We start from the raw sequence: 12,115 nt of genomic DNA, 5'->3' as shown, positions 1-12,115 counted from the left end.
ATTTTGTTATGCACGCGCTCATCGTTGTGGCTCACCATGACCCCCAATCGCTTACCCATAGCCTCGCGAGACACGTCGCTGAAGGAGTATCCGAGGCGGATGCCGACCACTCTTTCGAAATTGCGGACCTCTGGGCGCAAGGGTTCGATCCGAGATTCGGCGCGGCCGATCTCGCCGTCCATCACCGTGAAGCACCGCCGCCCGCCGATGTGGCCGCCGAGCAGGCGCGAATCGATCGCGCCGATGCACTGGTGCTGGTTTATCCGGTTTATTGGTGGTCGATGCCGGCGCTGCTCAAAGGCTGGATCGACCGTGTGTTCGCCAATGGCTGGGCGTTCGATTTCGCGGCGGATGCCAGGTTGGAGAAGAAGCTTCGCCATCTGCGGGTTCATCTGGTGGGTGTTGGCGGTGCCGACGCAGGAACCTATGCGCGCCACGGTTATGCCGACGCCATGAAGACGCAGATCGACCATGGGATCTTTGATTATTGCGGTGCTTGCGTGGTGACGTCCGAGTTGCTGCTCGAATCGGAAATCCAGGAACCGACGGTTCATCTGCAGGCTGCGCGCACGATCGGTCGTGAGCTTTTTGCTGCCTCCGGGCGCCGCGACGCGGAGCAGGATGTTCAGCGTTGCCGAGCGGTCAGCGCCGAGGCTTTTTGACAGACAAAAAAAGAGCCTCAAAGCTCTTTGATGGGGAGGAAGTAGAGCCGAGAGGCTCAAGATGCGCATGAAACAAGGGGTGGGCTTATTGGGGTTCAGTTCACCCACCACTTACGCAACGGCTTAAACCTCCAACCGCTGCGTACCACTATCGTAGGAAGCCGTGGTTTAGCACTCAAGTACCATTAGTCTGCTGAGTCTGGCCGGCCTGCCTGGTGTTGAATCACCCTTTTGATTTTCAACTACCCCTGCCTGAACACCAACGCCTTCAACCCACACTCAACATCGGCATCGGGAAACTCCGGCGGATTCTCCAACCGTTGCTCAAACCGCAGGCTCGGTGCTTCGCGGGTGACGCCGTCGATGAGGAAGTCCGCGCCAAAAGCCGGGTCGTTCATGCAGGCCAAAACCGTGCCCTGGGGGCTGAGCAGTTCCGGGAGACGGCGCAACACGCGCTGATAATCCTTGGTCAGCAGGAAACTGCCTTTCTGAAAGGACGGTGGGTCGATGATCACCAGATCATAAGGGCCGCTATTGATCACTTTGCCCCAGGACTTGAACAGGTCGTGGCCGAGAAAGCTCACCTTGCTCAAGTCATGGCCGTTGAGCCGGTGATTGTCGCGACCACGGCTCAGGGCCGCGCGGGACATGTCCAGGTTGACCACATGGGTAGCGCCTCCCGCGATGGCGGCCACTGAAAACCCGCAGGTATAGGCAAACAGGTTCAGCACCCGCTTGCCATCCGCATTGGACCGCACCCAATCGCGGCCGTAGCGCATGTCGAGAAACAGGCCGGTGTTCTGTTTGCGGCCCAGGTCCACGCGATACTGCAAGCCGCCCTCGGTGATCGTCATTTCCTCGATAGGCTCCCCGATCAGCCATTCGGTGGTGCTTTCCTGCAAATAGCGATGTTGCAGCAGCAAGGTATGCGCGCCTGAGGCTTTCCACGCAGGCGCCTGCGTGATCGCCATCAGTCGCTGCTTCAAATCATCCAGTTGCGACGCTTGCGGCTCCTTGAATACGCAGACCAGCACCACGCCCTGGAGCCAGTCGACGGTCAATTGCTCCAACCCCGGCCAGCAGCGCCCACGGCCGTGAAACAGCCGACGGGTTTCTGCGGGGGCGGCCGCAAGTGCTGTCAGCAAATGGTCGTGGAGGATGGAGAGGGCGTCTGGATTCATCGGGCAAGGTCGGCAATGTAGAAGGGGGCGGCATTTTAACCACAATTACGCGCTGACAAACGGTCGTGTATGTCGGCTTGAACAGAGAATCTCCAGGACAACCGCATCAAAAATGAATTTTCCGCGAAGTCCGCTGCTCATACCTGAATAGGAGGCGGATTTGAGCCCGCGCAACCAATGAAACAATCAGGGAGTGGCACAGTGATGAGTCCAGTATCGACGGCGGGCGCGCATTTGTCTGACGGTTTGATTCTTGTGGTTGAGGACGACCCGTTGATCCTCGAGTTTCTTTGCGAAATTCTTCAGGAGGAAGGTTTTGCGGTGAAACCACAGATCAGCGCGGATGCGGCTTCGCAGTTTCTGGAGCAGCACGCGCCGGAGGTGGGGCTGTTGCTGACGGACATCACCATGCCGGGCAAACTCAATGGCGCGGACCTGGCCAATCAGTTTGGCGACCGTTGGCCAGACAAACCGATCATGATCATGTCTGGCTTCGAAACCCCGAAAAGCTCCGGAGTCAAGCATCCGGTTTCGTTCATCAAGAAACCCTGGGCGGTGGGGCAGTTGCTCGATTGTGTGCAACGCGCCTTGCAGTCGACCCGAACCCTGTAGGCGCTGGTGTACATTAGCTGACAACATTTGCCTGGCTCTTGCAAAAGGACGTCGCCCTTTGTCTGTCAAAACATCCCTGCTCAACAGGTCATTCCGTGGCTTGCTGTTCGATATGGACGGCACCGTCCTCAACTCCATCGCCGCCGCCGAGAGGATCTGGACTAGCTGGGCCGTGCGCCACGGCGTCGATGTCGAAACCTTTCTGCCGACCATCCATGGCGTTCGCGCCATCGACACCATCAATCGCCTGGCGTTGCCAGGGGTAGATGCCGAAGCTGAAGCGGCGTGGATCACCGAGGCGGAAATCGATGATGTGGAGGGGATTGTCGAGGTGTCCGGCGCGGCGAATTTCCTCAAGTCGCTGCCCGCCCACCAATGGGCCATCGTCACCTCTGCACCGCGGGCCCTGGCGTTGCGCCGAATGGCCGCGGCCGGTATTCCCGAGCCTGGCGTGATGGTTACCGCTGAAGATGTCAGCGCCGGCAAGCCCGATCCTGCGGGCTATCGGCTGGCGGCTGGTCGACTGCAGGTGGACCCAGCCGAGTGCCTGATCTTCGAAGACGCCGACGTCGGAATTCGCGCAGGTGAAGCGGCGGGTGCCAACATCATGGTCATCACCGCGACCCACGTTCATCCCCTTCAGACCCGGCACGCCACACTGGCCAGTTATGACTCGGTCACGAGCCATGTGGATGCCAATAACCTGATCCGTTTACACTTTTTGTAATCGACACGGCCCTGATGCGGTCAGTTCAGTAGATCCCCGGAATCAATCGCCAGCTACGGGCGCAATAAGCTTCGTATTCGTTGCCGAACTGCGAGCGTAACAGCGCTTCTTCAGAGCGAATGCGGGCGATCAGCGGTATCAACATCAGCGCCACCAGCAGTAACCCGACACCGGAACGAAAGGCCAGCGCCCAGCCCACGCCATTGATCAGCAGCCCCAGGTAGCTGGGGTTGCGCACATTCCGATAAATTCCGTCGGTGACCAGACGGTGTCCTGGCTGAATCGCCACTAATCCGCTGAAGCGCTTGCCCAGTACAAACACCGGCCACATCCGCAACGCGCCGCCGCCAATGAACAGCAGCGCACCCAGCCAACGCACGCCCTCGCCACCGAAGGTCCAGAAGTCGATCCGGTCGGTGTAGGCCGGCAGATACCCGCTCAACAACCCGAGCACCCCGAAAACCGGCAGCACCCAGCGATTGGCCCGGTCTTCACGTTCGCCGGGGCTCAAATTGCCCTCACTGAACAATGACACGATCGCCATCACCAGGGTTGCCAGCGCAATGACCACCAGCGGTGGATGCGAGAAAAACGCCGCCAACCCGCCCAGCCCGAACACCGCGAGAGCGAGGTAGGCAAGGGTGCTGACGAGGGCGAAAAACGCGAGTTTGGCTGAGATTTTCATAACTGATCTCGCAAAAAGGGCATATCACCAGTGTAGAGGGCAGCCCGTTATGAGAGCGGTAGCCGTCGAGCAGGGTGAACTAAGCTTGGATAAGGATGAGCCTGTCCGTTCACTTCCGGCCCGTTGAAAGATCTCAACGCGCCGGTGCTGTCACAAGGAGCACACGATGCTTCACATCAGAACGCCCCTGATTCTGCACCCGGGTCTGTCGACTCCGACCCGGCGAATCTGGCTCAAGCTGGAAAACCTGCAACCCAGCGGCTCGTTCAAACTGCGCGGCATGGGCCTGTTATGCAGTCAGGCGGCAGAGCAGGGCAAGCGCAAAGTCGTCTGTCCTTCCGGTGGCAATGCCGGTTTGGCCACGGCGGTGGCCGCCGCCAACCTTGGGCTGAAAGCCTGCATCGTGGTGCCGAACACGACCCCGGAAACCACCCGCGCCAGGATCAGAAAAACCGGTGCCGAGGTGATTGTCTATGGCAAGGTCTGGGACGAGGCCAATCAACGGGCGAAAGAACTCGCGAAGGGCGCAGACACCGAATACGTGCCGGCTTTCGATCACCCGGTGTTGTGGGAAGGGCACAGCACCATGGTCGATGAAATCCTCGAGGACTGCCCTCAAGTCGATGCGTTGGTGACGTCCGTGGGGGGCGGCGGTTTGCTGGCGGGCCTGCTCACCGGCCTGATCCGTCATCAGCGCATGGATTGTCGGATCGTTGCGTGCGAAACCCAGGGGGCGGCGTCGTTCGCTGCCGCCATCGCTGCCGGGCACCCGGTCAGACTGCCGCGCATCGACACCGTTGCCACGTCACTCGGCGCCGCGCAAGTGGCCGCTTGGCCGGTGCAGCACATCCTTGATTTCCCGCATGAATGCGTGGTGCTCAGCGATGATGAGGCGATCATGGGCGTGGTTCGTTACGCCAACGACCTGCGCCAGTTGGTCGAACCGGCGTGTGGCGTTTCATTGGCGATTGCCTACCTCGACCATCCGGCAATTGCCGAGGCCCACGACGTAGTGATTGTGGTGTGCGGCGGCGTCAGCATCAGCGCGCAGTTGGTCGCCGGCTGGGCACGCCTGTCTGCCGGGGTCGAAAAACACAGCGTTGAAGCAAGGTAGGGCTGTCACTAGCCCTACCGCTTACGTTTCAGACTTTATTGACCGGCTGGAACACCTTCTTGAACGAGGATCGCTCTGGCCAGGTCTTCATCGCTGGCCTTCAGGTCGGGATGATTCTGGCGAATTTCCTTCAATACCGACTCCAGGTAAACGCCACGGATCGTGCCGCCGCTGGCGACAAAACTGGAGGCGTCATCCCGGGCGGGAATGACCATTTTGTGATCCTTGAACGTTGAGTACAGCGATGCGGATACCCCGGCTGAGGTGGCGACATCGCCCGCATCCACACGGGCTATGGCTGAGCCAAAGGGCAAGCAAAGCACGAGTGAAGATACTAAAAACAGACGGCGCATGACGGCGTCCTCCGAAGCGTGAAGCGTAAAAGAAGTAACACATAATTTAGGATGCCTGGCGGTGGTCAGGAGTTCCCTGCCGATCGACATATGCCTCACTCAATTCCAGCCAGATCTACCGTCATGCGACCCGTAGCGGGAGCATCGATGCTCTCGACCGAGCGCTCACCGGCGCGTTCGAGCAGCGGATACGCCAGGGCGGCGATGTGGTGATGCATGCGCCGGTAATCACGCAGTACCCGCTGGAAAATATCACCGGATTGCGCCCAGGTACTTTTGTCTTCCTGCAACTGGCGAAAGTGCTCGCGGCTGGCGCAGGCTTCGAGCCTTCTGACGGTCTCCTTGCGCTGGATCAGTTGATGGGCAGTGGCGATGTCTTCGCGCAGGAACACGGTGATCGCCAGGCTCAGGCTTTCCAGAACGGCGTCGTGCAGCGGGGCGATGTTGCCCAGTTCGAAGGCCGAGAACTGTTCACCCCGACGCAAGCGGCGCATGGCCAACTGCGTGAGGCTGCTGGAAAGAATGTCCGCGGCATGTTCGAGGTTGATCACGAACGTGAGGATTTCCTGGGAACGATCGGCATCGCTATCACTGATGCCTTCCTTGCCGATGTCGGCCAGATAAGCGCGAATCGCCGCGCTGAGCAGGTCCAGGGATTGATCGATCCGCTGCACTTCATCGGCGCAGGCCGGTAGCGATGTGTGGAACAGCTGCAGCATCCGGCCGAGCATGGTCGAGAACATGTCGGTCATGCGCAACGCTTCGCGAGCGGCATTCGACAGGCCGATGTTGGCCACTTCCAGGCCGGCTTCGTCCAGATAGCACGGCATGCCGGGATCGACATCCCGCTCAGGTGCCGGCAGCAGTCGGGTGAGGGCATTGGCGAGTACGTCGGTCAGACCGATGAACACCAACGCCAGCAGTAGATTGAAACCGGTGTGCAGGCACACCACCAGGGTCGAGGGCGCGAGCGGCGCCTGAGCGAGCAACCCGGCAAACGGCAAGGCCGCCAGAGCACCGACCGCACGCACCAGCAGGTTGCCCAGCGGCAGGCGTCGGCCGACGCTCGATCCGGCGTTGATGACCGAGGGCAGCGCACCGCCAATGTTCACCCCCAGCACCAGCGCGACGATGGTGCTGGCCGAGAGCATGCCAGTGGCGGCCAGCGAGACGATCAGCAACACCACGGCCACGCTGGAGTGGCACAGCCAGGTGAGGATCAGCGCCACCAGCAGTGCAATGACCAGATCGCCCTCGAGGCTCTGCATGATCAGCTGGAAGATCGGCGTGCCTTCGACTTCCGCCAATGTGGAGCCGAGCATGTGCAAGGCCAGGAGCATCAGCCCCAGGCCGATCAGTGCACAACCGACGCTTTCGTAGCGCGAGTCATCGCGCAGACGAAAGACGATCAGGCCCGCCAGCAAAACGCTGGGCGTGAGCATCGACACATCAACGCTGAGCAATTGCACCACCAACGTCGAGCCGATGTTGGCGCCGAGCATCACCGCCAGGGCCGGCGCCAGTCCCAGCGTCCCGGCGGCAGTGAACGAGGTCGCCATCAGGCTCACGGCGGTGCTGCTTTGCAAGACCCCGGTGATACCGATCCCCGACAGCAACGCCATCCAGCGGTTGTTCAGGTTGTGGCCCAGCCACTGACGCAGCGGCGTGCCGAAGCCGCGTAACAGCGCCGAAGAAATCATATGAGTGCCCCATAGCAACAGGGCAATGGAGCCGGCGAGGTTGATCAGTAGAGTAGTTCCCGACATGAGGGCTCTCCCTTGTTTCGTATTGCATTTATTGAAGGCCCGGAACCCGGCTCGTGGTATCTGAATAACACCCGTGATTGTGGTGTTACTTGATGGTCCGCAACTAATTCCAATAATTCAGATTTTTTACGGGCAATAAGAAATTGTCGGATTCCCGTTTAAGGAAACCGTTCTGGAAGGACTTTGAAGTGCCTTCAGATCAACTGAAAATGCATGCCCCGATAGACAGGCCGAGCATCAGGCTCGCCTGCTGGAAGAGGCGCGCGATGCGCCGACTTTGTGGGTCCTGACTGTCGTCGAAGCTCCAGCGTTGCTGAAGCCGGCCGGTTGTCGGGCAGACACGCCAGTTGGCACGAGGGCGCACCTTGGCGTGGGTAGAAGGGGCGGAGAACGGGGCGCAGAGCCGAGTCGTCGGCAGACGCTCACGGCAGGGCTTGACCCGCATGGTCGATGCAAAGGCGCGTACGCCCGGCAGTACAGTGGTTTTGAAGTTCATAACATGCCTCTGGGCCGGAATGATTCCGGTGAGGCAAGTTACGGTGGAGCCTCAAGCTCTAGCGCAGCTCACCCGACCGAAAAGTCGAGGCCCGTCATTGTCTGGGTTATGTGCCAGATCCTGCGTGTGAGCAGTCATCCGACAGCGACTAGATACTGTGTCCATTGAATTCTTTTGTGAGTTGAAAAAAGCCGTTGTTATCGGCCGGCGCAATTTACTCAGGCAGGTTGGCAAAGTCAATCGCCGATAGCCGGTTAAGGTTGTGTTGAAGGGGGGAAGTTGGAAAGTGTTCAGGTCAATGACAGTTAATTGTTATTTTGAATGATCGTTAAATGGGAAATTAAACATAGAGTGTGAACGCCACGTAGCAGACCGTATGAAGTCATGCTGGCGATATCCTCCAGCCTGATCGATTATCGCATCCAGGGCTGGCTTGAATGAGTGGAGGGCAGGTGAGCGTCGATATCGAATGCGTGGTAGTCGGGGCTGGCGTGGTCGGGCTGGCGGTGGCCAGAGCCTTGGCCCGGACCGGACGAGAAGTGATCCTGGTCGAGGCGGGCGAGGGGATTGGCGTGGGCATCAGCTCGCGCAATTCGGAAGTGATCCACGCCGGGATCTATTACCCGAGCGGCAGTCTCAAGGCGCAATTGTGCGTGGAGGGCAAGCAACGCCTGTATACCTTCTGCGATGAGCGCGGTGTCGATTACCGGCGCCTCGGCAAGCTGATCGTGGCCACCGATGACCGTCAGCGCCATGCCTTGCAGGCGTTGCTGGAGCAAGGCCGGCGCAACGGTGTCGATGACCTGCAATTACTGGATGCCGGTCAGGCACGAGCGCTTGAGCCGGCGTTGTTTTGTGTTGCAGCGCTTTGGTCACCGTCTACCGGGATTGTCGATTCTCATGCCTTGATGCTGGCGCTTCAGGCCGATGCCGAAGCCTGGGGCACCTCGGTGGCCTTTCATACGCCGCTTACATCGGCCCGTTGTACCGAACAGGGTTTCGAGCTGCACATGGGGGGGACTCAGCCGATGACCTTGAGCTGTCGTGAACTGATCAACTGCGCCGGACTGTCTGCGCCAGAGGTGGCGAGCCGGATCGAAGGCTTGCCGGCGCGGCACGTGCCCAAGGCTTGGCTGTGCAAGGGCAGTTACTTCAGTTTCAGTGGCCCGGCGCCGTTCCGGCATCTGGTTTATCCAGCACCGGAAAGCGCCGGGCTGGGCGTGCACATGACCCTGGACCTGGGTGGTCAGGCCCGTTTCGGGCCGGATGTCGAATGGGTCGAGCAGATCGATTATCGCGTCGACCCCCATCGTGGCGAAGGCTTCTATCAGGCGATCCGGCGCTACTGGCCGGCGTTGCCCGATGACAGTCTGCAACCGGCCTACAGCGGCATCCGCCCGAAAATCAGCGGGCCGACCGAGCCGGCCGCCGACTTCATCATCAGCGGCCCGGATGTTCACGGCGTACCGGGTTTGGTTAACTTGTTCGGCATCGAATCGCCGGGGCTGACCAGTTGCCTGGCGCTGGCCGAACGGGTGGTGCAGCGTTTAATTCGCAATGAAACGCTGTAGCAGCTGGCGAAGCCTGCGTTCGGCTGCGCAGCAGTCGTGAATCCTGCGCACGTGGTTTATCTGACCCACCCGCAGCGTATGGTTTAGCGACTGCTGTGCAGCCGAACGCAGCCTTCGGCAGCTGCTACAAAGTCGTGCGGCGCAACCGATGATCAGGGTTTAGGCTGCAACCAGCTGCGAGGACTATTCTTGGCAATGCGCCCATCGCCATGGGAGATCTCTGATGATCAACGTACGCACTGCCCGCATGCTCGCCGATTACAAGCGCTGGGCCGATCAGCGACTCTTCGACAGCCTCATGGCGCTGCCACCTGAGGAACTCAATCGCAAACGGGTGTCGGTGTTCAATAACATGATCGGCGCCTTGAACCACACCTATGTGGTGGATTGCATCTGGCAAGCTCATCTGGAGGGCCGGGGGCACGACTTCAAGACCTCCCATGGCCTGCTCCATACCGAGCTCGCCGAGTTGCGAATGGCGCAACAGGAGATTGATCAATGGTTCTGTGGCTGGAGCTCGGCCCAGACCGAGGAGTCGCTGGATAAACCCATCGAATTCACCTCCATGTCGGGGGAAAGCGGGGTCATGAGTGCCGGCGCCATGCTGTTGCATGTGGTCAACCACGCCAGCTATCACCGGGGCTGGGTGATTCAGATGTACTTCGACATTCCGGCCATACCGCCGATCACCGACCTGTCAGAGTTTTTGCGCGAGGTTCCCGGGTATTGAGTCGAGCCCTGGCCCGATAACAGCATAAATCCGCTGTGGGAAGTGGCCCTGTGGCGAGGGGGCCGCTCCCACATTGATCTTCTTTGTTATGGAGATTGGGTCAAGCCTGGGGAATCAGGTTCTGCCGGCAATCGAGCACCAACCGCGCACCCCCTAACTCACTGCTGTCCACCTCCAGCGTAAACCCATGCAGGCTGGCAATCGCGGCTACGATCGACAGGCCCAGCCCGAATCCGCTTTGCGGGTTGCCGCCTTCGGCGCGATAGAAACGCTGAAACACTGCCTCGCGCTCGGCCGGCGCAATCCCGGGGCCGGAGTCGAGCACTTCAATGCGCGTGTGCCCCGCGTCATTCACCCCACGCAAAATCACCTGGCCACCTGGCGGGGTGAATTTGATCGAGTTGCTCAGCAAGTTCGCCACGGCTTCAAACAGCAGAGCGCGGTCGCCGTTGAGCCCGGGCAAGGATTCGGGCATTTGCAGTTCAAAGGTCAGTTCGCCTTCTTCCGCCAGCGGCAGATAAAAGTCATGCAACTCCCGCAGCAACGGCACCGGGTCCAGTCGCACGAACCCCGAACGGCGCTGGCGATCCTCCAGCTCGGAAATCCGCAACAAGCCACGGAAACGCGCCATCAAGGTGTCCGCCTCGCCGAGCACCGAATCCAGTTGCACGGCCAGTGTCGAGCCTTCATCGGCCTGTTGCTGAATCCGGTACAGCTGCGCCCGCAGACGAGTCAGCGGCGTGCGCAGGTCATGGGCGATGTTGTCGCACACGCCCTTGACCTCATGCATCAAGCGCTCGATGCGTTCGAGCATGGCGTTGACGATGGCGGCGAGCATGTCCAGTTCGTCACGGCGATTGGACAACGGCAGGCGCCGGGTCAGGTCGCCGGCGACGATGGCTTCGGCGCTGGCCTGGATCGCCCGGATCCGCCGCAGCGGGCGCCGTCTCAATAAATGCCAGCCGGCGATGCCCGGCAAAATCGTCAGCGACACGCCCCACAATAGCGCGTGCAGGATGATCCGGGTCACGGCAAACAACGAACCGTTGTCCCGCACCAGCACCAGCCAGCGGCCGTCCAGGGTTCGGGTCGCGACGGCGTCGCAGCTGTCGGCGGGCAGGGTCGGGTCGTCGGATTCGGCGCAATCGCCGAGCATGTGAATTTTGCCGTCCAGCGGCAGTTCTTCGGGGATCTGGCGCAAGGCGCCGCTGAGGTAGCGCTGCTGGTCATCGAACAGGCCATAGGCATCGATGCCGCGAATGTCGAAGGTCATGCTGGCGGCGAGGGCATCCACCAGTTGCTCGCCCTGGAAGCGTGAAAACAGATGCTGACGTTGCATCAGCGAGTGTTTGGCGAGGGTGTCGAGGTAGTTGGACACCTCGTAATACATGACCCCCATGAGAATCGCGCTCCAGGCGACGAACAGCGAACTGTAAAGCGCCAGCAAACGGCTGCTGGAGGAACGCCAGCCTTTAGAGGGGTTCAGCAATGACATAACCCGAGCCTCGCACGGTCCGAATCAGTGGGGCTTTGCCTGGCGGGTCGATTTTCTTGCGCAGACGGCCGATGTGCACGTCGATCAGGTTGGTGCCGGGGTCGAAGTGATAACCCCAGACTTCTTCGAAAATCATCATCCGCGACAGAATCTGCCCGGTGTTGCGCATCAGAAATTCCAGCAACTTGTACTCGGTGGGCAACAGCGTCAGCAACTGGCTGTCGCGGCTGGCCTCGTGGCTGATCAGGTTCAGCTCCAGATCGGCCACGCGCAACGTAGTGGCCTGGGCGGTCACGGTGTTCTGCCGGCGCAGCAAGACTTCGACCCGGGCGGCCATTTCATCGGTGGCGAACGGTTTGGTCAGGTAATCGTCGCCGCCGGCACGCAAGCCACGCACGCGTTCATCGACGTCGGAGAGGGCGCTGATCATCAGGATCGGCGTGGCCACACCCATGGTGCGCAAGGTGGTGACAATCGCCAGGCCATCGAGCTCCGGCAGCATGCGATCGAGGGTGATCAGGTCGTAGTCGCCACTGACGGCGCGCTCCAGGCCTTCGCGGCCATTGTCGACCCAATCCACCTCAAGGCCGTGGCTGCTCAGTTCGGCGACGATTTCCCGGGCGGTCACGGCGTCGTCTTCGATGGTCAAAATACGGGTCATAGGGCTTGCCTGATAATCGGTTCAATACGAAGTTGAGGCATTTTGCCAAGAATTACATGCGG

Annotated in this window: 13 protein-coding genes; 6 read left to right on the top strand and 7 right to left on the bottom strand. The window is 60.3% G+C overall.

Annotation, left to right across the window (positions count from 1 at the left end; translation table 11 throughout):
* The first annotated feature begins 8 nt into the window (after window positions 1–8).
* Window positions 9–662 carry an NAD(P)H-dependent oxidoreductase gene (locus ACEN8R_RS10960; protein ID WP_018928965.1) on the top strand — a complete coding sequence of 218 codons (654 nt, stop codon included), beginning with the start codon at window positions 9–11 and terminating at the stop codon, window positions 660–662.
* Between the two features lie 242 nt (window positions 663–904).
* Here the strand turns inward: ACEN8R_RS10960 and ACEN8R_RS10955 are convergent, their stop codons facing one another.
* Window positions 905–1,843 carry a class I SAM-dependent methyltransferase gene (locus ACEN8R_RS10955; RefSeq protein WP_086945603.1) on the bottom strand — a complete coding sequence of 313 codons (939 nt, stop codon included), beginning with the start codon at window positions 1,841–1,843 and terminating at the stop codon, window positions 905–907.
* A gap of 204 nt (window positions 1,844–2,047) precedes the next feature.
* Here ACEN8R_RS10955 and ACEN8R_RS10950 point away from each other — a divergent pair, with 204 nt between their 5' ends.
* Entirely contained in the window at window positions 2,048–2,455 is a 408-nt protein-coding gene (locus tag ACEN8R_RS10950) for a response regulator (protein ID WP_018928967.1), read from the top strand.
* Window positions 2,456–2,513: 58 nt separating this feature from the next.
* Window positions 2,514–3,182, top strand: coding sequence for an HAD-IA family hydrolase (locus ACEN8R_RS10945; protein ID WP_495624865.1), 669 nt, complete (start codon window positions 2,514–2,516; stop codon window positions 3,180–3,182).
* Between the two features lie 25 nt (window positions 3,183–3,207).
* Here the strand turns inward: ACEN8R_RS10945 and ACEN8R_RS10940 are convergent, their stop codons facing one another.
* Window positions 3,208–3,867: a methyltransferase family protein gene (locus tag ACEN8R_RS10940; RefSeq protein ID WP_018928969.1), complete on the bottom strand. Its 660-nt coding sequence runs from the start codon at window positions 3,865–3,867 to the stop codon at window positions 3,208–3,210.
* A gap of 166 nt (window positions 3,868–4,033) precedes the next feature.
* Between ACEN8R_RS10940 and ACEN8R_RS10935 the strand changes: the two genes are divergently transcribed.
* On the top strand, window positions 4,034–4,981 hold the full coding sequence (locus tag ACEN8R_RS10935; RefSeq protein ID WP_495624864.1) for a pyridoxal-phosphate dependent enzyme: 948 nt from the start codon (window positions 4,034–4,036) through the stop codon (window positions 4,979–4,981).
* Window positions 4,982–5,016: 35 nt separating this feature from the next.
* Here the strand turns inward: ACEN8R_RS10935 and ACEN8R_RS10930 are convergent, their stop codons facing one another.
* The 3 genes from ACEN8R_RS10930 to ACEN8R_RS10920 all read right to left on the bottom strand — a co-directional run bounded on the left by ACEN8R_RS10930 (window position 5,017) and on the right by ACEN8R_RS10920 (window position 7,596).
* Window positions 5,017–5,334, bottom strand: coding sequence for a DUF2388 domain-containing protein (locus ACEN8R_RS10930; protein ID WP_495624863.1), 318 nt, complete (start codon window positions 5,332–5,334; stop codon window positions 5,017–5,019).
* 95 nt (window positions 5,335–5,429) lie between these two features.
* Window positions 5,430–7,100 carry a Na/Pi cotransporter family protein gene (locus tag ACEN8R_RS10925; RefSeq protein WP_018928972.1) on the bottom strand — a complete coding sequence of 557 codons (1,671 nt, stop codon included), beginning with the start codon at window positions 7,098–7,100 and terminating at the stop codon, window positions 5,430–5,432.
* 199 nt (window positions 7,101–7,299) lie between these two features.
* Window positions 7,300–7,596: a hypothetical protein gene (locus tag ACEN8R_RS10920; RefSeq protein WP_018928973.1), complete on the bottom strand. Its 297-nt coding sequence runs from the start codon at window positions 7,594–7,596 to the stop codon at window positions 7,300–7,302.
* A gap of 452 nt (window positions 7,597–8,048) precedes the next feature.
* On the opposite strand from ACEN8R_RS10920, the gene ACEN8R_RS10915 reads away from it, so the two are divergent.
* Both ACEN8R_RS10915 and ACEN8R_RS10910 read left to right on the top strand, forming a co-directional pair.
* On the top strand, window positions 8,049–9,167 hold the full coding sequence (locus ACEN8R_RS10915; RefSeq protein ID WP_018928974.1) for an NAD(P)/FAD-dependent oxidoreductase: 1,119 nt from the start codon (window positions 8,049–8,051) through the stop codon (window positions 9,165–9,167).
* Window positions 9,168–9,390: 223 nt separating this feature from the next.
* Window positions 9,391–9,897, top strand: coding sequence for a DinB family protein (locus ACEN8R_RS10910; protein WP_018928975.1), 507 nt, complete (start codon window positions 9,391–9,393; stop codon window positions 9,895–9,897).
* A gap of 100 nt (window positions 9,898–9,997) precedes the next feature.
* On the opposite strand, the gene ACEN8R_RS10905 is transcribed toward ACEN8R_RS10910, so the two are convergent.
* Window positions 9,998–11,392 carry a sensor histidine kinase gene (locus ACEN8R_RS10905; protein WP_018928976.1) on the bottom strand — a complete coding sequence of 465 codons (1,395 nt, stop codon included), beginning with the start codon at window positions 11,390–11,392 and terminating at the stop codon, window positions 9,998–10,000.
* Window positions 11,370–12,053, bottom strand: a complete 684-nt coding sequence (locus ACEN8R_RS10900) for a response regulator transcription factor (RefSeq protein WP_018928977.1) — start codon at window positions 12,051–12,053, stop codon at window positions 11,370–11,372. The genes ACEN8R_RS10905 and ACEN8R_RS10900 overlap by 23 nt, the downstream gene beginning before the upstream one ends.
* Window positions 12,054–12,115 lie beyond the last annotated feature (62 nt).

The sequence above is a fragment of the Pseudomonas sp. Pseusp15 genome, from assembly GCF_059492165.1.
The sequence above is the reverse complement of the archived record's forward strand: the minus strand, read 5'-3'. Positions and strand labels throughout refer to the sequence as shown.